General features: G+C 32.5%; 19 protein-coding genes and 1 pseudogene. 10 read left to right on the top strand and 10 right to left on the bottom strand.

The annotated features are described in order from the left end of the window. Window positions 1-3: 3 nt before the first annotated feature. The 3 genes from ACE01P_RS06835 to ACE01P_RS06845 all read right to left on the bottom strand — a co-directional run bounded on the left by ACE01P_RS06835 (window position 4) and on the right by ACE01P_RS06845 (window position 2714). Window positions 4-279, bottom strand: coding sequence for a hypothetical protein (locus ACE01P_RS06835; protein ID WP_379695598.1), 276 nt, complete (start codon window positions 277-279; stop codon window positions 4-6). A 35-nt stretch (window positions 280-314) separates the two neighbouring features. Continuing rightward, window positions 315-1061: a hypothetical protein gene (locus ACE01P_RS06840; RefSeq protein ID WP_379695600.1), complete on the bottom strand. Its 747-nt coding sequence runs from the start codon at window positions 1059-1061 to the stop codon at window positions 315-317. Window positions 1062-1160: 99 nt separating this feature from the next. Further along, a complete protein-coding gene (locus ACE01P_RS06845) occupies window positions 1161-2714 on the bottom strand; it encodes an aldehyde dehydrogenase family protein (protein WP_379695602.1) in 1554 nt (517 codons plus the stop codon). Window positions 2715-2893: 179 nt separating this feature from the next. Between ACE01P_RS06845 and ACE01P_RS06850 the strand changes: the two genes are divergently transcribed. After that, entirely contained in the window at window positions 2894-3850 is a 957-nt protein-coding gene (locus ACE01P_RS06850; protein ID WP_379695604.1) for an MBL fold metallo-hydrolase, read from the top strand. Window positions 3851-3900: 50 nt separating this feature from the next. On the opposite strand, the gene ACE01P_RS06855 is transcribed toward ACE01P_RS06850, so the two are convergent. After that, complete coding sequence (locus tag ACE01P_RS06855) at window positions 3901-4440, bottom strand: 3-hydroxyanthranilate 3,4-dioxygenase (RefSeq protein ID WP_379695606.1); 540 nt, start codon at window positions 4438-4440, stop codon at window positions 3901-3903. A 93-nt stretch (window positions 4441-4533) separates the two neighbouring features. Beyond that, the gene (locus ACE01P_RS06860; RefSeq protein ID WP_379695607.1) at window positions 4534-5631 is read right to left on the bottom strand and encodes an endonuclease/exonuclease/phosphatase family protein; all 1098 of its coding nucleotides are present in this window, start codon (window positions 5629-5631) and stop codon (window positions 4534-4536) included. A gap of 128 nt (window positions 5632-5759) precedes the next feature. On the opposite strand from ACE01P_RS06860, the gene ACE01P_RS06865 reads away from it, so the two are divergent. The 6 genes and pseudogenes from ACE01P_RS06865 to ACE01P_RS06890 all read left to right on the top strand — a co-directional run bounded on the left by ACE01P_RS06865 (window position 5760) and on the right by ACE01P_RS06890 (window position 11322). After that, on the top strand, window positions 5760-6836 hold the full coding sequence (locus ACE01P_RS06865) for a serine hydrolase domain-containing protein (RefSeq protein WP_379695609.1): 1077 nt from the start codon (window positions 5760-5762) through the stop codon (window positions 6834-6836). Window positions 6837-6990: 154 nt separating this feature from the next. After that, window positions 6991-7890, top strand: a complete 900-nt coding sequence (locus ACE01P_RS06870; protein WP_379695611.1) for an LD-carboxypeptidase — start codon at window positions 6991-6993, stop codon at window positions 7888-7890. Window positions 7891-8066: 176 nt separating this feature from the next. Beyond that, on the top strand, window positions 8067-8438 hold the full coding sequence (locus ACE01P_RS06875) for a YraN family protein (protein ID WP_379695613.1): 372 nt from the start codon (window positions 8067-8069) through the stop codon (window positions 8436-8438). Between the two features lie 121 nt (window positions 8439-8559). Beyond that, entirely contained in the window at window positions 8560-9216 is a 657-nt protein-coding gene (locus ACE01P_RS06880; protein WP_008466087.1) for a hypothetical protein, read from the top strand. A gap of 591 nt (window positions 9217-9807) precedes the next feature. Beyond that, window positions 9808-9879, top strand: a pseudogene (locus ACE01P_RS06885) (hypothetical protein); the annotation flags it as partial. Between the two features lie 114 nt (window positions 9880-9993). Further along, window positions 9994-11322 (top strand): hypothetical protein, encoded by a 1329-nt coding sequence (locus tag ACE01P_RS06890; RefSeq protein WP_379695615.1) that lies wholly within the window; start codon window positions 9994-9996, stop codon window positions 11320-11322. A 58-nt stretch (window positions 11323-11380) separates the two neighbouring features. Here the strand turns inward: ACE01P_RS06890 and ACE01P_RS06895 are convergent, their stop codons facing one another. From ACE01P_RS06895 to ACE01P_RS06905, 3 genes are all read right to left on the bottom strand, one after another. Continuing rightward, window positions 11381-11935, bottom strand: coding sequence for a DUF5683 domain-containing protein (locus ACE01P_RS06895; RefSeq protein WP_379695617.1), 555 nt, complete (start codon window positions 11933-11935; stop codon window positions 11381-11383). Window positions 11936-12094: 159 nt separating this feature from the next. Further along, a complete protein-coding gene (gene mfd / locus ACE01P_RS06900; protein WP_379695619.1) occupies window positions 12095-15460 on the bottom strand; it encodes a transcription-repair coupling factor in 3366 nt (1121 codons plus the stop codon). Beyond that, a complete protein-coding gene (locus ACE01P_RS06905; RefSeq protein ID WP_379695621.1) occupies window positions 15453-16079 on the bottom strand; it encodes a hypothetical protein in 627 nt (208 codons plus the stop codon). Before ACE01P_RS06905 ends, mfd begins: the two co-directional genes overlap by 8 nt. Before the next feature lie 311 nt (window positions 16080-16390). On the opposite strand from ACE01P_RS06905, the gene ACE01P_RS06910 reads away from it, so the two are divergent. Then, complete coding sequence (locus tag ACE01P_RS06910; RefSeq protein ID WP_379695623.1) at window positions 16391-17329, top strand: L-threonine 3-dehydrogenase; 939 nt, start codon at window positions 16391-16393, stop codon at window positions 17327-17329. 173 nt (window positions 17330-17502) lie between these two features. Then, window positions 17503-18702, top strand: a complete 1200-nt coding sequence (locus tag ACE01P_RS06915) for a DUF418 domain-containing protein (RefSeq protein WP_379695624.1) — start codon at window positions 17503-17505, stop codon at window positions 18700-18702. Window positions 18703-18787: 85 nt separating this feature from the next. On the opposite strand, the gene ACE01P_RS06920 is transcribed toward ACE01P_RS06915, so the two are convergent. Continuing rightward, window positions 18788-20668, bottom strand: coding sequence for a M1 family metallopeptidase (locus ACE01P_RS06920; RefSeq protein WP_379695626.1), 1881 nt, complete (start codon window positions 20666-20668; stop codon window positions 18788-18790). Between the two features lie 64 nt (window positions 20669-20732). Next, the gene (locus tag ACE01P_RS06925) at window positions 20733-22367 is read right to left on the bottom strand and encodes a S8 family peptidase (RefSeq protein ID WP_379695628.1); all 1635 of its coding nucleotides are present in this window, start codon (window positions 22365-22367) and stop codon (window positions 20733-20735) included. A gap of 302 nt (window positions 22368-22669) precedes the next feature. Here ACE01P_RS06925 and ACE01P_RS06930 point away from each other — a divergent pair, with 302 nt between their 5' ends. Continuing rightward, on the top strand, window positions 22670-26350 hold the full coding sequence (locus ACE01P_RS06930) for a T9SS type A sorting domain-containing protein (protein ID WP_379695630.1): 3681 nt from the start codon (window positions 22670-22672) through the stop codon (window positions 26348-26350). Window position 26351 lies beyond the last annotated feature (1 nt).

Below are 26351 nucleotides of genomic sequence, written 5' to 3' on the forward strand. Positions count from 1 at the left end.
AATTTAATGTGAAAATGCTTTACCTAATTGAACTGCATACCAAAAAAGTCCAAAAAAGATTATGGAAATAATACTGCAAATTATCAAGATAACACCAAAGAATCTTCGATAAAAAGTCTTTCTAGGGGCATAAAAATAAACAAAAAGCAAGAGAACAATCATAGTAATTGGCATCGTTAATGTCGTCCAGTTCTCAGAATGATATTCTCCGTTAAGAAAATAATATTGTAGTGAAATAGCAATAGCTGTTAAAAGAAGAAGCGTTAAAAATACCTTCATTATATTGTTTTTGATTCTAGGAAATTTTGAGCATTTTACCACTCGGCATGAGGAAGACTTTCTAAAATAGTATTCGGGTTATCTGAAGCAAATAACATTTTTCGTTTTAACTGAAACTTTTTTTTGACTTCATAATCACTTGGCATACTATCGTTAATTGTATTGGCTAATTCATGATCAGCTTCGCCAGAAATTAAGTTATAATTGCTGGTTACAAAAGAACCAGCGCCAGAATGAAAAGTACTTATACCGACTAAAACCAAAACATTATCAATATATTTGTAAAGCGTTTCTCTTGCAACGACTGGCCCCGTACCTTGTAACAAAATATGTAATGTTTTATTATCTATAGAAATTTTTTCATGATCATACATCACAAAACCATCTTCTTGAGAATAAGGTTCTAAAGCTTCCCACGATGTATCGTGAAGTTTAAATCCTCCTTTTTCTTGTTTTAAAAGGACTAATACCACACGATTATCAGAAACATCATTTTTATTTTGCAATACAAGTACAACATCCTTCAATGTATCATCATTTAAAAAACCTTCCGCTTTCATTTGAATTTCGTAAGGTTCTAAAACAAAATCTTCAATAGTTTTTCCTGTTTTTGAAAAATTTGGTTGTTCCAAAGTCAAATCTTCTTTAAAACTCTCTTCTTTTTCTTCAGATAAATTCTGATTCAATGTGTCAACATTAGATATTTTATTTATCGCACTTGGTTTTTTATTACAACCTAAAACAAAAAGTGCAATTAACAACAATACAATTTTGGATTTCATTTAATATAGATTTTGACCAAAATTAAAGAAAAATACTATAAATAAAAAAGTCCTTTTCCATAAATTATGAAAAAGGACTTTTTATTAAAATGATTAAATCTACAAATCAAATTTAATTCCCTGCGCAAGCGGAAGATTTGTTGTATAATTGATTGTATTCGTTTGACGTCTCATATAAATTTTCCAAGCATCAGAACCAGATTCGCGGCCGCCTCCAGTTTCTTTTTCTCCTCCAAAAGCACCACCGATTTCAGCTCCCGAAGTTCCGATATTTACATTTGCAATTCCACAGTCAGAACCTGTTGCAGACAAGAATCTTTCAGCTTCACGTAAATTATTAGTCATAATTGCAGAAGATAAACCTTGAGCAACACCGTTTTGAATTTCGATTGCATTTTCTACTTCACCCGAATATTTAAGTAAGTATAAAACTGGAGCAAATGTTTCGTGCTGAACGATTTCAAATGAGTTTTCAGCCTCAGCAATTGCAGGTTTTACATAACAACCACTTTCGTAACCTTGACCAGAAAGCACTCCTCCTTCAACCAAAATTTTACCGCCTTCAGCCACTACTTTATTTAAAGCCGCAGCGTACATTTCAACAGCATGAGTATCAATTAGCGGTCCAACATGATTATTTTCGTCAAGCGGATTTCCGATTCGTAATTGTTTGTAAGCCGCAACCAAAGCGTCTTTTACTTTATCATAAATACTTTCGTGAATGATCAATCTTCGAGTTGAAGTACAACGTTGTCCAGCAGTTCCAACAGCTCCAAAAACAGCTCCGATAACAGTCATTTTTATATCTGCATCTGGAGTCACAATAATGGCATTATTTCCTCCTAATTCCAGCAACGATTTTCCTAATCTTCCTGCAACAGTTTGTGCTACAATTTTCCCCATTCTAGTCGAACCAGTCGCAGAAATAAGCGGAATGCGAGTATCTGCAGTCAATAACTCCCCTATTTTGTAATCTCCGTTTATTAAACATGAAATTCCTTCTGGCAGATTATTTTCTTTAATAACTTGAGCAATAATATTTTGGCAAGCAATACCGCAAAGAGGTGTTTTTTCAGAAGGTTTCCAAACGCAAACATCTCCAGAAATCCAAGCTAAAGCCGTATTCCAAGACCAAACGGCAACTGGGAAATTAAATGCTGAAATAATTCCAACAATTCCCAACGGATGATATTGCTCATACATGCGGTGTCCTGGTCTTTCAGAATGCATTGTTAATCCGTGAAGTTGACGCGATAAACCAACTGCAAAATCGCAGATATCAATCATTTCCTGAACTTCTCCAAAACCTTCTTGCAATGATTTTCCCATTTCGTAAGAAACCAATTTACCAAGAGCTTCTTTATTTTGTCTCAATTTTTCTCCAAACTGACGTACAATTTCACCACGCTGTGGGGCAGGAATCAATCTAAATTTTTTGAATGCCTCTGCCGCAGTTTGAATTGCTTTTTCATAATCCTCAGCTGTTGACATTTTTACCGAAGCAATTAATTTTCCGTCAACTGGCGAATAACTCTCTAAGATTTCTCCAGAAGAAAAATTATTAATTCCTGTTGATGTTCCTTCATTTATTGTCTTGATGCCCAATTTTTCAAGAGCTTCCTTCATTCCAAATTGCGATGCTATTGTTGTCATTGTAACTTTTTTTGTTAAAATTGTTATATTTTTATGTAAAGATATTGTTTTAGAATTAATTTCCGATTGAAGTTAATTCATAAATGAACGTAAATTTAAGTTTATTTTATAGTATTAACAGAAAGGAAACCAAATATTGAATTTATTTGATGAAATTTGCAATACTTAAAATTAAAAATATGACCCATTTCAGTAGGCTTCTGCTTTGTTTTCTTTTAGTTTCAACTTCAATATTTTCGCAAAAAGCTAAAACTTCTTTTTCTGTTGTTCCTTTAGGAGTAATGGGCGGAATCGACGAAAAAAATCTTTCGGCTTATTTAATAGCTCCATCAAACACAAACGATTATATCTGTCTTGACGCTGGAACTGTAAACGCTGGAATTGAAAAAGCGATTGAAAAGAAAACATTTACAGTTTCGACAAGCGAAGTTTTACGTAAATACATCAAAGGATATTTAATTTCTCACGCGCATTTAGATCATGTTTCTGGATTGATAATCAATTCGCCAGCAGATTCTTCAAAAACTGTTTATGCAACTAATAAATGCATGGAAATGATGGAAAATCATTATTTCAACGATCAGACTTGGGCAAATTTTGGAGATGAAGGTCCTGGTTTTCATATCAAAAAATATCATTTTCAGACTTTAAATTTGGCAAAAGAAACCCTTTTGACCAATGCTAAAATGACGGTTAAAGCATTTCCTTTAAGCCATGTTAATCCGTTTGAAAGTACCGCTTTCTTAATTAAAAACGACACTGACTATGCTTTGTATTTAGGAGACACTGGGCCAGATGAAGTAGAAAAAAGTAATAACCTTCGTAATTTATGGACTGCAGTTGCACCATTAGTTAAAGAAGGACAATTAAAAGGAATTTTTATTGAAGTTTCTTTTCCAAACGAACAGCCTGACAAATTTTTGTTTGGACATTTAACTCCTAATTATTTAATGAAAGAACTTCATGTTCTAGAAGATTTAGCAGGAAAAGGTTCTCTGAAAAACTTTAAAATTATCATCACGCATTTGAAACCTCCAGCAAAGAATATTGCAAAAATCAAAGAGCAGTTAAAAAAGCAAAATGATTTAGGAGTTCAGATTATTTATCCTGAACAAGGGAAGAAGTTAGAATTATAAATAAAAACAAAACCCGACAAGTTTTTAAAATTTGTCGGGTTTTGTTTTTTCTATTTCTTAGCTACAAATCTCGGATCAGTTTCCATTATAGTTCCGCAATTATCGCAAGTCCTTAGCTCTTCCGAATTGTAAAAATGTTCAAAATGAGGAAGGAAATCTTTCTCTATATTATGAAGTTCAAAATACACTTCATATAATTTATGATTGCAGTTATCGCAATGCCAAAGTAAACCATCTGTAAAACCTTGTCCTGCACGTTTTCTTTCAATTACAAGGCCAATCGAACCTTCTGAACGAACAGGAGAATGTGGCACTTTAGCAGGATGCAAATACATATCGCCAGCATTTAATTCCATTTCTTTACGCTGGCCATCTTCTTGAATTACAACTTTAATGCTCCCTTCTAATTGATAAAAAAGCTCTTCAGTTTCGTTATAATGATAATCTTTACGGGCATTTGGTCCTGCAACAATCATTACAATATAATCTCCAGAATCTACATATAGGTTTTTATTTCCAACAGGTGGTTTTAGTAAATGACGGTTTTCGTCAATCCATTGGGTTAGGTTAAAAGGTTTTGCTATAGCCATTTCTTCAATACTAAATTTATGAATAGCTAAGGTAGTGAAAAGTATTCAGTCGCAGTCGCAGTTTTCAGTTTTGCTGCGACTGCGACTGCATACTTATCTAACTTCTTTTATCAAATAAATATAAACTGGAAAATGATCGCTAAAACCAGCTTCCGCTAATGTATTTCGTAATGGATAACCTTTATACTTTCCCGAATTTTGAATGAGATAAGTTTTGTTGAAAATACCTGCTTTCCAAAAACCGAAAGTCAGAAAATCAGATTTTATTAAAGATTCTGTCATTATAATCTGGTCGAAAATATTCCAAGAATCTCGATAAGCAATAGTTCCAAAACCTTTATTAGCAAGCTCTTCAAACGGATTAAAAACTCCAAACCCTGAAAGTTCTGCTTTAGTGCTTTTTGCTCCTAATCCTGTTTTTATACTGTTATTCAATGGCCCGTCATTAAAATCTCCCATTGTCAATACTTTTGCTCGCGGATTAATTTGTTGCAATGAATCCATAATTCTTCGGTTCAGTTTTCCTGCAGCTTCCCGAAACAAACTAGTTGCTTTTTCTCCACCTGATCTAGAAGGCCAGTGATTGACAATAATATGTATTTCTTCATCTTCCAAAAATCCCGAAACCAAAAGCTGATCTCTTGTAAAAACTCGGTTTTTATTTTCTTTTTTAACTTCAACTTCATCATCCAAAACTTCTGTTTCTTCTTTTCTTTTAGGAATTTCTTTTCGATAAATAATTAAAGGAATGTTCGAAAAAGAAGTTGGTCTGAAATATTTTTTCTGATACAATAAAGCCACATCAATTCCGCGTTTATCTGGCGAATCAAAATGAATAATTCCTAAATCTAACGGTTGCAGTTTTGGTTCTTTTATTAAATCTTCTAAAACGCTACGATTTTCTATTTCCGCACCTCCAATTAAAGTTGGCGGATTTGAATTTTCTGGTGTTCCAATTTCAGATATAACTCTTGCTAGATTTTTTAATTTCTGCTGATATTTTTCTGTTATCCAATGTTGCGCGCCAGTTGGCGTCCATTCGTCATCATTAGTAAATTCATCATTTACAGTATCGTAAAGATTTTCAAAATTGTAAAAAGCAACTGTATGTATTTTATACTTTTTAGATTGACTGAAAAAGACTGAAGTCCCAAAAAGGAAAATCAGACAAAAACTAAATTTTAAAGGCATATAGAAAATATTAGAAAAGCCAAAATTAATAAATTTGTAGGATTTTTATTAAATTAATTTTTAGAAATGCTATATTTGTTTCTAATAAAAGTCTTGTACCTTGCTGAAAAAATCTGATCATTTATAACATGAAAAAAATATTATTTTTTGCTTTCTTCCTGAGCTTTCTAAATTCATTTTATGGGCAAAAAAATAATTCTCGTGCAGAGGAAATCAGAAAACAATATAAAATTCCAGAATTAGCTTATGCAGTCGTTTCATCAGATTCTATCATTGAAATCGAAACTTTAGGATTTCAACGTTATAAGTCTTCTTATAAAGCAAAAATCGATGATAAATTTCGTTTAGGATCAATCACAAAAACCGTTACAAGTTATATCGCAACAACTTTAGTTAAAGAAGGAAAAATAAAATGGGACACCAAATTCTTTAATTTATATCCTGAATTAAAAGCTGAAAGTAATCCGGAAATTTATAATGTAACCTTGCAGGATTTCTTGACATTTCGAGCGCCAATTCCAACTTGGTCTTACGGAAATAAAACTCCAAATCAACAAGAAATAAAAGGAAATAATCAAGAACAGCGTTATGAATTTATAAGCTGGTTTTTTAAGCAAAAACAAGTTGTTACTGAAAAACAAGAGTGGTACGGTTCTAATCCAAGTTTTGTTGCTGCAGGTTTAATGCTCGAAAAAGCAACTGGAAAAAGTTATGAAGCTTTAGTGCAAGAATTGGGTCAAAAGCTAAATATCAACTTCGGTTTCGGGCAGCCAAACGTGACTGATATCAACCAGCCGTGGGGGCATGATGAAGATTTGAAGCCTGAAAAACCATTTGTAAATTATAAATTAAATTGGCTTTCATCAGCAGGAAATATCAATGTAAATCTTCCTGATTTTTGCAAATTTACTCAAATGCAATTGCAAGGTTTATTAGGAAAATCAAAAGTATTATTTCAAGAAGAATTTAATAAAATGCATTTTGGTTTACCCGAATTTTCTTTTGGCTGGTATTCTGAAATTAATGAAAAATCTGGTCTAAAATATTCTTTTCACTACGGAAATCCAGGAACATTTTTAACCAAAGTGTATATTTGCAAAGACATCAACAAAGCTTTTATACTATTTGCCAATGTGCAATCTGAAGAAGCTGACAAAGGTTTAATGTTGCTTTTAGCCGAACTTCAAAAACAATATGGAGGTTAAATCGTTAAACCTTAAAAATTAATTTTATAATTTTAAGCAAAAGAAAAAAATGAATAAAAACTGCTTTCACTATATAAAGAGACACTTTGTCTTTTGTAAACTCGCATTTCTTATTTTTGCTTTACATTCATTCAACTGTCAATCTCAACAAAACATGATAACACCGCCTTATTTACAAAAAGGAGATACTGTAGCGCTTTTAGCAACAGCTAGAAAAAACATCGATGACAATTTAAAACCAACAATAGATTTATTGCACAGTTGGGGTTTAGAGGCTGTAATTGGATCTACGATTGGCTTAGATTATCACCAATTGGCTGGAACAGATGAACAAAGAGCTGCCGATTTTCAAAAGCAATTGGACAACCCGAATATTAAAGCAATTTGGTGTGTTCGTGGCGGATATGGAACGGTAAGAATGTTAGATTTATTAGATTTTACCAAATTCAAACAACATCCGAAATGGGTTATTGGTTTTAGCGACGTAACAGTTCTTCATAATCATTTGAATACAATGGGCTACAAATCTATTCATGGAATAATGCCTGTAACGGTTCCTAGAGCAACTCCAGACGCTGTTAGTTCATTAAAAGCAGCTTTATTTAACGAACCCATTTCGTACTCAATCAGCCCAACTCCGATGAATCGTTTTGGGAGCGCAACGGGAGAATTAGTTGGCGGTAATTTATCTATTTTATATAGTTTATTAGGATCTCCATCTGCTATCGACTGCAAGGATAAAATTTTATTTATCGAAGATTTGGATGAATATTTATATCATATTGACCGTATGATGATGAATCTAAAACGTAACGGATGCATCGAAAACCTAAAAGGAATTATCATTGGCGGAATGACAAGCATGAAAGACAATGAAGTTCCGTGGGGGAAAAATGCTTTAGAAATTATTGATGATGTAACCAAAAAATACAATATTCCAGTAATTTTTAATTTCCCAGCTGGCCATATTAGAGACAATAGAACTTTAATTATGGGAAATACCGTCTCTATAGAAGTTACAGCTTCTGGAAGTACGGTTACTTTTAAAAAGTAATACTGCATAATCCTTTTAAGGAAACTCAGAATACCACATAAAAATCTCGAAAGACGCAAAGTCGCAAAGTTTTAAAATGCTTTGTGATTTTGCGTTTTTTCGTGCAATATTCATTTAGCAAAAATAAATTCTAAGATTCACACTGAAAACTGTGACTAAAACTGAATACTACAGCAATGGCAGAACATAATGATTTAGGAAAACTTGGAGAAGATCTCGCAGTGGCACATCTTGAAGAAAACGGATATACTATTCGAGATAGAAATTACGTTTCTAATAAAGCCGAAATAGATATCATTGCAGAAAAAGATTGTGTTTTGGCCATAGTTGAAGTAAAAACCCGTTCGAGTTTAGATTTTGGCTCTCCACAAGATTTTGTGAAGCCAAAAAAGATTCAATTACTTATTAAAGCAGTAAATGCCTACATAAACGATAGGGAAAAGGATTTTCAGGAAGATCTAGAAATCCGTTTTGACATCGTTGCCATCTATAAAAAAGGGGAATCATTTGCAATTGAACATCTTACCGACGCTTTTTATCACTTTTAACATAATTTTTTATTGTTATAATTGTAACAATTTGTTTTTTTATTTATATTTGCAAAGAATTATAACATCGTAATGTTAAATTAACAACCAACTCAACTGTTACCAAAAAAAAAAAAGAATTATGAAAACTGTTTCTTCTATTGTAGAAAACTACATTAAAACAAAACCATTTTTATTAAATGCCCTGTCGCTCGGAATTATTAACCTGACTTCACTTTCGCGAAATATTATGACCGAATTAGAAAGTGAGTTTGGCAAAGAAGTAAAACAAGGCGCTGTAGTAATGTCTTTAAAACGACTAACAGAAGAATTAGATTTCAAATTAAACCACAAAATCAATAAAGTAATTAAGAATATTGGTGAAATCACTGTTCGTTCTGAACTTACCGATTACACTTTTGCAGCTTCAGAAACTGTTTTGAACAAACAAGCAGATTTGATCTCTGATATTAATGCTTTATCTGATATTTTTTATACCTCATCTCGTGGTGTAAACGAAACCAATATCGTTGTCAGCAGTAGTGTAAATCACTTAGTTGAAAAACACTTTATGAGAGAAAAATTAATCCAGAAATTAGATAATTTAGCTTCTATTACAGTAAAATTACCAAAAGAAAACATTGTTGTTCCTGGTATTTACTATTTTATTTTCCAGCGTTTGGCTTGGGAAGGAATCATTATCAATGAGGTAATTTCTACTTCAAATGAATTTACAATCTTAGTTGGAGAAGATCAAGTTGATGTCGCTTTCAAAGTAATTAAAGACTTGAAAAACTAACTAATATAAAAATAAAGAATCTTTTTTGATTCTCCTTTGCACGCAATCCTTTTATCTTTCCTGAAGATAAAAGGATTTTGTTTTTTAATCTGATACTAATATTCTTTTTTAGATAAGAATATTCTCAAAAGACAAATTCTGAAATAAATTTTATTTCGGAAAAGCGTCAATATGACACTTACTTGTAAAAAAGCCACTTCACACTATATTTCATGTCTTTCATATAAAAAACTAACAAAAAATACGAATTAAGTTTTTTTGAATATAATTTATTAAGAATAATATTTTTATATATTTGCTAACACATCAAGAAACAATACCAATTTTGATTCTAAAATGAATTAAATTATTTTGAGATAAGTGTTCCGAGAGTTCAAATCGAATAACGCTTTTTCAAATTGACGATACAATTATCTAACCAAAACCACAATAATGCCATGAAATCACTCTTCGGAGTGATTTTTTTTTGACTTCTTTTATTTTTTTCTTTTAAAAAAATCCAGCAAAATCAATACTTGACAAGTTTTTAGTTTGTTTTCAAATGTTAGAATTTAAAATTTTTTGATGATGAGATAAGTCAATCATCACTTATCTTCAGGAGTTTATATTGTCAATATTATTTCTAAAGATTTCAAGGCAACTAAAAAACTGATTGCCAAATAAGAACACAACAGAATTTCATGCGCTTTTTTTAATAAAGTAATCTAAAATGAGGTTTCCCGTATTGATTTCACCATATGATTTCTTTTTTTTGCACTTTAATTTAATCCCAAAAACATGAATAAAAAACTACTTTTACTTAGCCTTATATTAGCAGGAGGATTATTTTTCTCTTGTTCCAGCGATGATTCTGGAAATAAACCAGAAACACCTGTTACACCAGTAGTAAAAGATCCGTTGCCAATTACTATTACAGCACTTTCTTCTGAATTTTTAATTGTTGGACAAGATTTAGAAATCAAAGGAATAAATTTTGTTAACAAAGATTACCCAACAGTATTATTAATAAATGATACAGAGAAAATCACTGCTAAGGAAGTTACAGATACCAAAATTGTAATTTCAGTAACAGATGCAATAAAAGCGGGTACCAATTCGATAAGAATTCAAATTAATAAAACACTAAGCGACCGTTCCAATTTCTTTGTCATAAAAAAAGGATGGACTAAATTGAATGGCTTAGGATCATATGATATTATGACTTCTAACGTGTTTGATGACAGTAATTCTATTTTTTCATTTGCTGACAGTGATATCCGTGATTTTTCTTTCTGGGGATTTCCTGCAAAGTTGCAAGGAACTTCAGAAGGTCTTAAACAAGTTTATGTTAAGCAGCTTGGCAGCTATGGTGCTTTTAAAATGCTAAATGATAAATATGGTGTTTTAACAAATACAATTCAAGCATTTTATTCTGATAGTGGCTTCGAAACCAACAATTCAACATCTGTTACATCTAGTTTTAGCCCTGCAATTAATGGATTAAATATTAGCTATCTGGATCAGAATATGAGCATTGTAAGCACATTAAGAGGAGCACAGATTTATACAAAAGATAATGGAGCCACAATTATTAAAAATGAACCTCCAGTATGGACAGCTAGAGGAAATTTCTATAGAGCTTCAATCACTACTTTAGCAAAATCTACAAACGGTAAATTTTATCAGTTAGGAGTAATAAATGATTTTATTAAAGAAGGCTCAAATAAAAACAGAAATATCGTAATGGAATCTCCAACTGGATATAGTGACTGGACTGTTATTGATACTATTACGAAAGCAAATCTTGACTTATCTTACGGTTACAAATTCTTAAATATCAACAAAGTTTTCACTATAGATAATACGAACAAAGCACTGGTTGCTTCTACTGATATGCTAAAAACATGGAGCGTAGTTAAAACTGATGTAAAAAGTATATTTCTTAGAACAGAAACGCAGTGGTACATACAATCTGGCGACAAAATTTATGTTACAAAAGATGCTGGCGCAACATGGGAATTGGAGCTTGAATTACCAGCAGAATCAGTGGTAAATGATATTTCTTTTTCTAAATCGAAAATTATTGTTTCAGGAAATAAAGGTTTACATTATTTGAAACTAGAATAACTTTTTTAAAGAAAAATGAAAAAGGCGTATGGAATAACTCATACGCCTTTTTTATTTTCTAAAACGAATAATTCATAGCGAAGCCAACATTATTCTTAGAAGTTATATCATTGCTTATTAGCGAAGGTTTAAAAGCTAGATTTTCGCTTACATTAAACTGAGATAAAGCAGCATCAACGTTGGCATCGATAATGTTTAGAACATAAAAACCAACCATAAACAAGGCTGATAAATCTCTATTTCTTTGATAACCTTTTTGAGCTGTAATTAACTGGCTTTCGCTTAATCTTGCTAAAAATTCAGAATCGCTTTTTTTACCTTCGAGTCTATTTTTATATTCGTTTCTATAAACATTGTAGTTTTTCTGATTGTCTATATACAAATAAGCACTTGTGCCAATTGCACCATAAACCAAAGGAAGTTTCCAATATTTTTTATTGTAAATCTGACCTAAACCAGGTAAAACTGCAGAATAAAATGCCGCTTTTGCAGGAAGAAGCGGATCAATAGTTTCAGATTTTAATGTATCGTTTAAAATGATTTTGCCTTTTCCTTGGGCAAAAATTGAAGTAAATCCAAGAAGTAAAAAAAGAACAAGAAATTGATTTTGCATAAAAGTTGGCTTTGAAAAATTTTGGTTCAAAGAAAACTTTTTAGTTCTAAGGTTTTTCTTAAATAAAAGGTAAATAAAACTTAATTTTTTTAGCCACGAATTCACGAATATTTTAAAAATACGCTTAAAATAAATTCGTGAATTCGTGGTAAACTTATTTTATTCCTCAAACAACTCCATCAACTCTAGCGCACGTTTAATCGACTTCACATTTTCAAAAGTCAATAATAAGCGTAAGCCGTTTACGGTTTGTTTTTCTTTCATTTTGCAGAGATTACTGTGCTTTTGCACGAAGTTTAAAACATTTCTAAACTTCACCGATTGGTAATAATCAGATTGTTGATCTGAAACGAAATAACCAATCATTTTGCCTTGTTTCAAGACCAATTTCTCGATTCCGACTTTCGTTGCAATCCATTTAATTCTGATGCTGTTTAATAAAGCAACAGCAGGTTTTGGCAACGGTCCGAAACGGTCAATTAGTTTTTTCTCGAATTCTTGTAAACCGGCTTCATCTTTTATCGCACCCAATTCGTTGTATAAAACCAAACGTTCTGAAACGTTGTTGATATATTCATCTGGGAATAATAACTCGAAATCGGCATCGATTTGAATGTCTTTTACGTATTCTTTTGTATCGATATCATTTTCTTCAGGATACAAATCTTTGAATTCGTTTTCCTTCAATTCCTCAATCGCTTCATTCATGATTTTTTGGTACGTATCAAAACCAATTTCGTTAATGAAACCGCTTTGTTCTCCTCCTAATAAATCTCCTGCTCCACGAATTTCCAAATCTTTCATGGCAATATTGAAACCGCTTCCTAATTCGCTGAATTGCTCCAATGCTTGAATACGTTTTCTCGCATCTTCGGTCATGGATGAATACGGCGGACAGATGAAATAACAGAATGCTTTTTTATTGCTTCGCCCTACTCGACCACGCATTTGATGCAAATCTGATAAACCAAAATTATTAGCATTGTTGATGAAAATTGTATTGGCGTTTGGAACGTCCAATCCGCTTTCGATGATTGTTGTGGCAACCAAAACATCAAAATCTCCGTTCATAAAACCTAACATCAATTCTTCAAGTTTCGCGCCGTCCATTTGTCCGTGACCAATTCCGACTCTTGCATTTGGAACCAAACGCTGAATCATTCCTGCCACTTCTTTTATATTTTCGATTCGGTTATTGATAAAGAAAACCTGTCCGTTTCTTTGAATTTCATACGAAATCGCATCACGAATAATTTCTTCATTAAAACCAACCACATTCGTTTCAATTGGATAACGATTTGGCGGAGGAGTTGTAATTACCGATAAATCTCGCGCCGCCATTAATGAAAACTGTAAAGTCCTCGGAATTGGCGTTGCCGTTAATGTCAAGGTATCAACATTGGCAGCAATGGTTTTTAATTTATCTTTTACGTTTACTCCAAACTTTTGTTCCTCATCAACGATCAATAAACCAAGGTCTTTAAAAACCACATTTTTGTTTACTAATTGATGAGTTCCAATTACGATATCTAGTTTACCTTCCGCTAAATCTTTTAAAGTTTGTGTTTTTTGTTTTGCTGTTCTAAATCGGTTTAAGTAACCTATTGAAACTGGCATGTCTTTTAAACGTTCCGAAAATGTTCTGTAATGTTGATACGCTAAGATTGTTGTAGGAACTAAAACTGCAACTTGCTTACTATTATCCACGGCTTTAAAAGCAGCACGAATCGCAACCTCAGTTTTTCCGAAACCAACGTCACCACAAACCAAACGATCCATTGGGCGATCGCTTTCCATATCGGCTTTCACCTCTGCCGTCGATTTCATTTGGTCTGGCGTATCTTCATAAATAAACGAACTTTCCAATTCATTTTGAAGATAACTATCAGGCGCAAACTGAAAACCTTTTTCTAAACGGCGTTTCGCATACAACTGAATCAAATTGAATGCAATATGTTTGACACGCACTTTGGTTTTCTGTTTTAAAACCTTCCAAGCGTTCGAACCAAGTTTATATATTTTCGGAGGCGTTCCGTCTTTTCCGTTGTATTTCGAGATTTTATGAAGCGAGTGAATGCTCACATACACAATATCATTATCGGCATAAACCAATTTTATGGCTTCCTGCGTTTTTCCTTCAACTTGAATTTTCTGCAGTCCCCCAAACTTCCCGATTCCGTGATCGATATGCGTTACATAATCGCCTACAGAAAGTGCAGTTAACTCTTTTAAAGTGATATTCTGCTTTTTAGAATACCCATTTTTGATGTTGAATTTATGATAACGCTCAAAAATCTGGTGATCTGTATAAGCCGTTATTTGATTTTCTTCATCAATAAAACCTTGGTACAAAGGCAATACAATCGTATGATATTGCTTTCTGATGTTTTCTGAATTGGCTTCATCTAAGCTTTCAAAAATATCATGAAAACGTTTTGCCTGCGTATCATTCGAACAAAACAGATAATTAACATATCCGTTAAAATGGTTATCACTTAGATTATTGAGTAATAAATCAAATTGTTTGTTGAATGATGGTTGTGGCTGAATATGGAATTCGAATTTCTTAGCTGTTTTATAAACTGGTCTCGAAGCCAATTCTACAACTGAAAAATCCAAAGATCTTTTTATAAATGACGCCTGATTTAAAAACAATTGTTCTGGCGTAGCATGTTTTATTTCTTTCGATAATTTCTCAAAAGCTTCTTCTGCTCTTGCGAATTGTCTGTCCAATTGACTAAAAAGTCCTTCGGTATTTTGGATGAAAATAACTGTTTTTTCAGCAATATAATCTAAGAAACTCTCACGGTTTTCCTGAAAAAGTTTGTTTTCAACATTCGGGATAATCGTGATTTTTTTATGTGTTTCTACAGACAATTGCGTTTCAACGTCAAAAGTTCTGATGCTGTCTACTTCGTTTCCGAAAAACTCAATTCTGTACGGATGATCATTTGAAAAAGAGAATACATCGACAATTCCTCCACGAACCGAAAATTCTCCAGGTTCTGTAATGAAATCTACTCTTTTAAATTCGTATTCAAATAAAACTTCGTTGATAAAATCAATCGAAATTTTATCGTTTAAAGCTACTTTTAAAGTATTTTTATCTAATTCTCTTCGCGTAACTACTTTTTCAAAAAGTGCTTCCGGATACGTAACAATTACGGCCGGTTTTTTTCTTGAATTGATTCTATTTAAAACCTCAGCACGAAGCAAAACATTGGCATTATCAGTTTCATCAATCTGGTACGGACGACGAAATGAAGCAGGATAAAACAATACGTCCTGCTCGCCAATCATTTGCTCTAAATCATTTAGATAGTACGCCGCTTCTTCTTTGTTGTCTAAAACAATCAGAAAAGGCAGTTCGGTTTTTCTGAAAACAGAACGGATAATAAATGAAACAGCAGATCCCAATAATCCGCTGATGTTCATTTTTACCTGATTCCCTTCCAGTAAACTTGATGCAATCTGCTGTGCTTTTGGCAGATTATCGTAGGTTGTATATAAGGCGTTTTTACTCAACTTTTGGTGCGTTTTGATCTATATTTTGTAGTGGAACCTGAGGAGCACTCGAACTCGGAATCGCGCGCGTTGTATCCAACATTCTAAGGAAATCTGCTTCTCCTTCCTCTTTTGGAATTTTAGCTTTTTCAACAATTTTATCCATTTGTCTTTCCAACGAAATCATCTCTTTATTGATTTCTTGTATCAAAAACACGACTTTATCATCTGGAATTACACTTAAATGAATAAATAAATCCAGCATTTTAATTTTAGTAATTAAAATAGAAATACGGCTTTTGATCTGTGGCTGATTAAACTGTGGCGGTATATTGTTGTTTAAAGCTACAGCTTTCTTAGAAATTGCAGTCGATTTTTTCTGAAAAGCTCCAATTGTCTTTCTAGGCTTATCCCCAATTTCTTTCATAAATTCACGCCACTCTGTCCATGAATTCAATTGTGATTCTGAAATTTCGTTAATTGGTTCGTCTAGAAAAGTCCAGCCTTTATTTATATTATTAAAAATAACTTCTTTCTTTTTCGCTTCTTTTGCATTTTCCGCAAGGCGTTTTTCATTTTCATTTTGGCAAGAAAATAATACAGTTGTCAAAAGCAGAAAAAGAGATATTTTGTATTTCATTTATTAAAATGTTAGGCTGCAAAGTTACGAAGTAAATTTACAATTATGAATTCTGTTTTTATGCTAAAGATTCTATAAATCAAGGTTATTTTTTTTGTCGTAGATAACGCTAAATGAGACCTTTTTTTTCGTTTTATTCTTCTTAAAAAGGAGCTTTAAAACCAAAAATAAAAAGACACAAAGACACACCTCTCTAAAATGAATAATCCAACAAACAAAGTTTTAAATTATTGAATTGATAATTTCTGTTTCAAAAAAACACATTTGATTACGAAAACGTTATATTTGTCTCACTAAAAATCATGAAAAAAATGAATCCAAAAATATTGATCATTGGCGCTTGCGGTCAAATTGGAACGGAGCTGACCCAAAAGTTGCGTAAAATATACGGTACAGAGAATGTAATTGCTTCTGATATCCGAAAATTAAATACTGATGTTGTGAATTCAGGACCTTTTGAAGTAGTCAATGCTTTAGATTTTAATCAGATCGAACATTTGGTAGAAGTTCATAAAATTACCGATGTGTATCTGATGGCGGCGCTTTTATCTGCAACTGCTGAAAAAAACCCAGCTTTTGCTTGGGATTTGAATATGAATTCACTTTTTCATGTTTTGAATTTAGCTAAAGCTAAAAAGATTCAGAAGATTTTCTGGCCTTCAAGTATTGCCGTTTTCGGACCAACAACTCCAAAAGAAAATACGCCTCAATATACCGTAATGGAGCCTTCAACAGTTTACGGAATTAGTAAACAAGCAGGTGAAAGATGGTGCGAATACTACCATAATATTTATGGTGTTGATGTTCGAAGCATCCGTTATCCTGGTTTAATTAGCTGGTCGACTCCTCCAGGCGGTGGAACTACAGATTATGCGGTTGATATTTTTTATAAAGCTATTGCTGATAAAAAATACGAGTGCTTCTTATCATCTGAAACCAAAATGCCGATGATGTATATGGATGATGCAATTGATGCAACAATTAATATTATGAAAGCTCCGGCTGAAGAAATCAAAATTCATTCTTCATACAATTTAGCGGCAATGAGTTTTACTCCGACTGAAATTGCAGCGGAAATCAAAAAACATATTCCTGAATTTGAGATTACTTATAATCCAGACTTCCGTCAAAAAATTGCGGACAGCTGGCCAGCAAGTATTGATGATGCTGAAGCTAGAAAAGATTGGGGATGGAATCATAAATTTGATTTGGAAACTATGACAAAGGATATGCTAGATCATTTAGCATAATCTAAAAACGATAAGATTTTAAAGCGTGTTATTTCAGAATAACACGCTTTTTTTGTGAATTTTATTATAAGAAAAAACTTTGAATCTATAATTTATTTACTTTTGATTGCGTTAAACATTAATCAAGTTTATTCCAAAATCATCAATCAAATCACAACAAAATCATCAATCAAATGACAAATTCTTATCATCCTGTCGAACAAAGCAAAAGAACTGCAATTGCCGACATACTTCGGGGCTGGGCCATATTGGGCGTGGCAATTGGCAATTATATAGATTTCCTGTACATCGGTATAGAAAAAGAAATTAAGCACAGTACTTTTTCTGAAGTTCTCCTATATATTAACCGCTATTTATTTGCGGCAAAATCTTGGACATTATTAACTCTCTTATTTGGCTTCGGATTTGCCATTTTAATTAACAATGTTGCTTCTAAAGGAAAAAATCCTGTCGCTTTTTTTGCATGGCGAATGTTTTTGCTATTTATTTTAGCTTTTATTAATTCTGCCTTTTGGCTTGGCGACATTTTAAAAGATTATGCATTTTTAGGACTTGTATTATTGCTTTTCTACAGATGTTCTGCCAAGACTTTAGCCATTATTTCTGGTGTAATTATACTTACCGTTCCTTTTGTAATGGCTTATGTAAATGGTCTAAAAATCGAACACCCTGCAATTGCATCAAATCCAGAATATTTAAAACTATATCATTCTGGAAACTGGATTGACTTTTTTAGATTTAACTTATTAGCTTCATTTTACGAGCAAATTATTATTCCTGGTTATGCCATTACTGCTCATTATGTAATGTTGGGCTGTATGCTTTTTGGTTTTTTACTTCAAAAACTAAACTTTTTCAATCGCTTAAGAGAATTAAAAGGCCTCTTAAAAAATGTTTGTGTAATTAGTTTTGCACTCGCTGTAATTATCGGAATCGGATTTAATATTGCTATAATCTATAAATCTCCAATATTAAAAATCTTCCATCCGCTTTACTGGCTAGTTTTAAGTACGATGATTTTTATTTCAACAGGAATTTGCCTTTTGTACATCAATGGAAAATTAAAAACGGTTTTCAGCTATTTTAGCGCAGGCGGAAAAATGACATTGACCAATTATATGACTCAAAATGTATTGGCTGGTATTATCTTCTCTGGAATTGGATTCGGAATTGCAGATTCAATGCCGTATTGGTTTTACTTTTTCCTTGCTATTTCAGTATTTATAATTCAACTATTTGTTAGCAAATGGTGGCTTTCAAAATACAATTATGGTCCAATCGAATGGTTATGGAGATCTGCGAGTTACAGAGAATTGGTTCCTTTTAAAAAAGTACAACCAGAAGAGGTTGTCGCAGATATGAAAATGGTATAAAATAGAAAATAGGAATAAACTTGATTATAAAAGAAAAGCCCTTAAAACTAAATTTAAGGGCTTTTTTTATGTATTATAAAGAGAATTACTTCACTTCAAAAACATTATTTGTTTGCTTCACATCAGCCATTAATCCGCTTGGATCGATAGTGATTTTTTTGATTGACGTTTTGTTTTTGTCAATTGTAAAACTATAGTTTTGCTGTGCCCAAGCCCAGTCTTCTAAAACTGTTCTTTTCTCGTTTGGATTTGGATTTGGTTTGATGAAATTCATCATTCTTAACGGAATATAGAATGTTTCAGAAGTTCCGTCAGTGTAATCCACTTTTAAATCGATTGGCATTGGCATTCTTCCGATTCTTTCTAAAGAAACTGTTGTTTTTCCTGCATTGTCAGCCACGTCTTTAATTCCGTAATCGATAGTATTTGTAGTTTGTGTCCAATCGATCAAATACCAATCTAACTCAGCTCCAGAAACTCTTTCTGCTGATCTCTTGATATCGTTTGGAGTTGGGTGTTTGAATTTAAAATCGTTGAAATATCTTTTTAAAGTCGCATCAACATTCTCTTTTCCGATTAAATAATCTAACTGAGAAAGGAAAAGACTTCCTTTGATGTAAGAAGAAATACTGTACGGACGGTTTTCGTCATAACGATCTCCGTGAGTTGTTTGTGGTTGTTCTTTTCCAGAATTTACTAAACTGTAATACGCTTTATAATTTCCAACAAAAGGATTTACCTCTTTTTTGTCTCCTTTTAATTCATTCAAAGCACTGTCTTCGATGTAAGTTGTAAAACCTTCGTCCATCCAAGGGTGTTTTGATTCGTTTGAAGCTAAAATATGCTGGAACCAAGAGTGTCCTAATTCGTGAGTAGCTGTTCCTAGAATCCCTTCAAGAGTTCCGTTTCCTAACATTAAAGTACACATTGCATACTCCATTCCACCGTCTCCACCTTGAATAAATGAGTATTGTTTGTATGGATAAGCTCCAACTCTTTGGTTGTAATAATCCATTACTTTAACCATTAAAGGCTCTAACTGTTTCCAGTTTGCAGTTGTTTTTTCATTGTTTTTGTAGAAGAAATGCAAATCAACATCGTTTGGTCCTTTTACAATATCATGAGTATATTCTTTATCGGCAGCCCATGTAAAATCGTGAACATTTGGCGCGATAAAATGCCATGTAAGTGTTTTTGCTTTTTTAGGATATGTAACTGTTACACCTGCATCTTCGTAACCATGTCCGATAGCATTTTTGTCTTGCAAATATCCAGAACCACCAATTGTGTAGTCTTTATCGATTGTAATTTTTACATCAAAGTTACCCCAAACACCATGAAATTCTCTTGCAATGTAAGGATCTGCATGCCATCCTTCGAAATCAAATTCTGCTAATTTTGGGTACCATTGTGACATAGAAAGTTCAACTCCTTCAGAATTATTTCTTCCAGAACGACGTACCTGAACCGGAACTTGTCCGTCAAAATCTAAAGTAAAAGTCGTTTTAGAATTTGGCAAAATTGGTTTAGCCAAAGTTACTTCTAAGATTGTTCCAGAAACTCTTGTTTGGGCAACTGCACCGTCTTGTTTGAAGTTTGTAATTTTTAAATAACCAATTTCATTTGGTTTTAAAGTTTCAATACGGCTTTGTTTTACTTCTTTTCCGTCTGCTCCTTTTACTTTGTTTACCATTCTTCCGTCTGGATCTTTAATAAAATGAAGACGTGCATCCATTTCGCTTCCTGGTTGAAATGCATTTGGAAATAAATGATAGAATACTTTTTTCAGAGTATCAGAAGAATTATTGGTATAAACCAATTCTTGTTTTCCTTTGTACTGATAGTTTTTTACATCCATCGAAACCTCCATTTTGTAGTCAGCGTGCTGCTGCCAATATGGGGCGCTTTGTGCAAAAGCCGAGTTAAAACCTAAGCTTAGGAAAGAAAGTAAAATAATTTTTCGCATGTTTATATGTAATAGAAAATGGAAGAGCGTTAGCCCTTCCATCGGATTAATAGTGTATTATCGTTTATTTTTTAGACATCTTTTCTGCCATTAATAAAGCATTATAAGCATTTACCATCTTAGCTGTTTTTGATGATTCTGCTGATGAAACAGGAGCTGGTTTTTGTCCAGGTGTTTCGCTTGTACCTAAAACAACTGTTGAAGGAAGCGCAACTCCAGAGTCCATTAAAATCTTTTTAACTTGAGCCGCTTTCAATTTCGGATAGTAAGAACGAATTAAAGCTGCAACACCTGCTGCATTTGGAGATGCCATTGATGTTCCTTGCAAATATTTGTATTTATTGTTTGGAACTGTTGCATAAATTTCTTCACCTGGAGCAAAAACGTCTACGTTTATTTTTCCAAAGTTTGAAAACGAAGCCACAACATTTTCTCCGTATGATTTATTGATTGCTCCAATTGTAATTAAATTATCAGCAAATTCTTTTACGTTGTCTTTAGAATCGTTTGGATAATTGATGTTTTTTGCTTCATCGATATTGTAACCATCGTTACCAGCAGCATGAACAATTAAAACGTCTTTTTTAGCCGCATAAGAAATGGCATCATAAACCCATTGTTTGTGCGGAGAGAAACTTTTTCCGAAACTTCCGTTGATTACTTTTGCTCCATTGTCTACTGCGTAACGAATTGCCAAAGCAATATCTTTATCGTATTCGTCTCCATCTGGCACTGCTCTCACAGTCAAAATTTCAACGTTATTCGCTACTCCATCTCCTCCTAAATTATTTCCTCTAATTTGAGCAATAATTCCAGCAACGTGAGTTCCGTGAAGTGCTTTTTCTTTGTCTGGACCAAAAACAACATTATTTCCGTAATGATTGTTTTTAATGTCTTCTGGATTATCGCCTACGATTTTTCTTCCGTCGTAATCTTTATTTAAATTATATTTTAACTGATCTTCAACTTGTTCGCTGTATTCAGTTAATTCAGATTCTGGATTAAAAGTTGGGCCAGCATTTGTAAAAATCTGAGTCATAATCGCCTTACTTCTTGCCACTTTTGGATCTGTTGAAGTAATTGCGCTTAAGTCTTCGATTTTATAATCTGACTTATTTAATTCTTTTTTAATTGTGTTATGAACATCAAGTAAAAAATCTGCTTGCTGTTTGTCTTGAAGAGCTTCTTCGTATTTTTTAGTATACTCTGCTAAAGCTGCTTTATATTCTGCAGAACCATCATCGGCTTTTTTTGCAATACGAGTCATTTCTAGATTTTCATGAACAGCATCTCCAAGGAAATTCCATCCGTGAACATCATCAATAAATCCGTTTTTGTCATCATCGATTCCGTTTCCTGGAATTTCTTTCTTATTTGTCCAGATCATTCCTTGCAAATCTTCGTGCTCGATATCTACACCAGAATCTACAATTCCTACGATTACTTTCTGCCCTTTTTTACCTTGCAATAATTCAGCATAAGCTTTGTCAACGCTCATTCCTGGAATTGAATCTTTTATTAAATCAAGATGACTCCATCTTTTTAATTCATTTTCGCTTAGAGGAGCTTTTTTTACAACTGCCGCAGGCGCTGTAATAAACTCTTTTGAAGCAGAAACTTGCGCTTGTACTGTAGCGCTACATCCTGCTAAAACAAGTAATGCAAAAGCAGATAATTTAAGAGGTTTTATATGACTCATGTATCTATATTATAAGTAAAGTTAAAAGATGGGTCTAAATTATGCTTTTTTGTTACAAAAAACTAACTGTTAACAATGTGTTATGAAATTTTGACGAAAATTATTCAAAAGTATACTTCTTGCAAATATTTACGAATCAAATCATTACAAAAATGACTCAAATCAACTAAAAATATACTTTCTGTATGTATTTGTTTTTGAATTATGAAAAAATCAACAAAAAATATATTGCTTACGTCTTCCCGTAAGGAATATCCGTTTAATTGGCCTATACTTGCGCGACCGAATTCTAAATTTTTTCTATGAAAGCAAAACTACTCTTATTGCTATTATTAGCAAATTTTTCTATTAATGCGCAAACGAACTTAGTTCAAAATGGAGATTTCGAAACTTGGAGTTCCTCTAATCTACCAAGCAATTGGCTTCTATATTTTAGTGGCTATGTTTCTAAAAGCACTATCGCGCAAAATGGTGCTTCGAGCGTGAATATGATGATCGCCAGCGGAACATCTAATTTCATTAATACTGATTATTTTCCGGTAACCACAGGTAAAACGTATAGAGTGACTTTATATCACAGGCTTGCGAAAGGAACATTTACTTCTATCGAACTTAGTTTGTATCATAAACCTAGTACTTTTAAGGAAGAAATAATTAAAAAATCAGATGCTACTTTTTCTACGACTGAGTGGAGAAAATTAGAATTTGAATATACTCCGACTGTGACTGAAAATATCGAATTAGATATCTGGACTTATGGATCTCTTAATTCTGAAATCTTGGTTGATAATGTTTCAATTGTAGATATAAAAGATATTCCACTGCAATACACTAAGATTCCGGACGTTGAATTCGAAAAAAAATTGATCTCTTTAGGTCTTGATAGTGGTGCAACAGATGGACAAGTTTTAACATCTAATATTAAAACCGTTAAATCATTAACCCTTGACACAAGAGTAATTTCTGACTTGACAGGAATTCAAGATTTTACGGCTTTAGAAACATTGGTCGCAAAAGGAGCCACTTATCTTTATCCTACTGCCGAGTCTGATGGTATATTGAAAACATTAGATGTTTCTAAAAATATCAATTTACTATCTCTAGATTGTTCTGTAAATAAATTGACTAGCTTGGATATTTCTAATAATCCAAAATTAAACTATTTAAATTGTGGCGAAAATAAAATAACTTCAATCAACACCGCTAATAATCCTAACTTATGGTTATTATCAGTAGACAGTAATTTAATCACTACGATTGATATTTCAAAGAACCAGAATATAACTTCATTTTCTTGTGCTTATACAAAAGTAACCTCATTTGATCTTGGTAAAAATCCAGGATTAATTCTTATAAATGTATCCGGAAACAAACTAACTACTTTAGATGTTTCAAAAAATACTAGCCTAGTGACATTATATTGCTATGGCAATTCATTTACAACTATTGACATATCAAAAAACTATAATTTAGTTAATCTTGATTGTTCTAATAATCCGCTAACAAGTTTAGATCTATCAAATAATATTGCTTTACAAACTTTACTTTTCACAGATACCACACTCCCAACTTTAGATGTTTCTAAAAACATTAACTTAAGATCAATTGACTGTGGATCAAAAGAATTAACTACAATTGATCTTTCTAACAATTTAAACTTGCAACGTTTTGCGGGAAGTCATGGTCAATTTAAAACTCTTGATTTTTCTAAAAATGTTAATTTGACTACGGTATATTGTCAATTCAATCCCGTATTAGGCGAAATAAATTTAAAGAACGGTAATAATACCAAGATTACTGGTATAAATTTAACAGGAAACCCAAGTCTATATTGCATACAAGTTGATGATGTAAATTATTCTACTCTAAATTGGAAACAAAAAGATGCATATGTAAACTATACTGCTACATGTTCTGCTCCTACATATACCGCTATTCCTGATAAAGAATTTGAAAAAAGACTGATTGAGTTAGGCATCGATTCTGGAACAGCTGATGGAAGAGTATTAACTTCAAGAATTGCTACTGTAAAATCATTAAAGGTTGATCCAATGTTAGTTGCTGATTTAACTGGTCTTGAAGACTTTACTGCATTAGAAGCGTTACATTGCGGAAGCGGCTGTGTTTCTACAAGCGGTGGCGGTTGCGGAAAAATAACTAAACTTGATGTTTCTAAAAATACTGCTTTGGCACAATTGTCTTGTGATGGCAATCAAATAGCTAGTTTGGATGTTAGCAAGAACACAAAGCTTAACTACTTAAATTGTTCTACTAACCTATTAACATCTCTGGATATCTCAAATAATACAGAATTGTCTATTGTTAATATATATCGTAATTATCTGATAGAAATTAATCTTTCTAATAATAAAAAGGTATCTGAACTTAACTGTTTCAATAATAAATTAAAAAATCTAGATGTAACAAACAGCAAGTTAACTTCATTGAATTGTAGCAATAATGAAATAAGCAGTTTGGATCTTTCTAACCAAAGTGGCTTAATACAATTATATGTTGACAACAACAAGCTTACTACATTAAATACTACCAATAAACCAAACTTAGTTTACTTTAATTGCAGCAGAAATTTACTGACTGATATTGATGTAACTTCATCAACATCATTAGTAGAATACAAATGTTCAAGCAACAAATTGACTAATTTAAATGTTACTAAAAATATCAATTTAACTTCTCTTGCATGTGGGACTAATACAATCTCAGGGTTTGATATTTCAAAAAACTTAAAACTTAGGGAATTAGAGTGTAGTGAACTTCAATTGAACACATTAGATGTTACGTTTTTGCCTGAATTAGGAAAATTAACGGCTAACAAAAACAATTTAACGGCTATTGATTTATCTAAAAATTCAAAACTAACTGATCTTTATTTAGTTGAAAATCAAATTACAGAAATAGATGTAACAAAAAATCCTGCGTTAGTATATTTAATTGTTCCAAAAAATAAGCTTAAAGTTTTAAACATCGTAAATAACCAAGAGTTACAATATGTTAATTTCTCTAGTAACCAATTAACGACTTTTGATATCTCAAATAATAAAAAGGTACTTTATGTAAATGCTAACAGCAACAAGCTTACCAATTTAAATTTACAAAATGGCTTAAAATCGCTTTATATCGATCTTGATGTTCCTAATTACAAAAACAATCCAGATTTAAAATGTATTCAGGTTACTGACGCAACTTATGCTAAATCAATGTGGTCTTATTATGCAGATCCAAATGTTAGATTTTCTGAAGATTGCGCTGGACCTCTTACGCTTCTTCCTAATAATTTTACTGTTGAAGCAGTAGGAGAATCTTGTCAAGGCGAAAATAATGGAGCAATAAACATCACGGCGAAAGAGTCTTTTGCTTATCAGGCAAAAATCAATGACAAAGTAGCGTCATTTACAAATAACACTTTAAATTATTCGAATTTAGCTCCAGGAAACTATACAATTTCAATTACTATTCCGAACGAAATTTTCGAACAAAACTTTAAAGTAACCATTCCAAAAGCGGCAACTACAACAGGAAAATCTAATGTAACGGCTAAGAATGTAGCAGTTGAAATTACAGAAGGAACTGCTCCTTTTACCGTATTTGTTGATGGTACTGAACAATTTAAGACAACAGACACCAATTTTACGGTTGCTTTAGACAAAGCAGGATTGGTTGAAGTGGCAACGGCAAAAGCTTGTGAAGGTGTTTATGCTAAAAAAGTTTCTTCTTATGAATTGGGAACAATACTTGCCGCATATCCAAACCCTACTTCTGGTACGATTGAAATCGAAATTCCAAATGCAAAAACTGAAGTTTCAATTGAATTATTCAACTTTGGCGGTCAATTAGTTTCTAAAGGAAATTACAATACTGAAAGCGGAAAAGTTCTTTTAAATCTTGAAAAATTACCTTCAGGAATTTATGCTGCTAAGATCAATTCGGAAACTCCAGAATACATTAAAATTATAAAAAACTAAA

The sequence above is a fragment of the Flavobacterium sp. HJSW_4 genome (genome assembly GCF_042436695.1).
Classification (GTDB): domain Bacteria; phylum Bacteroidota; class Bacteroidia; order Flavobacteriales; family Flavobacteriaceae; genus Flavobacterium.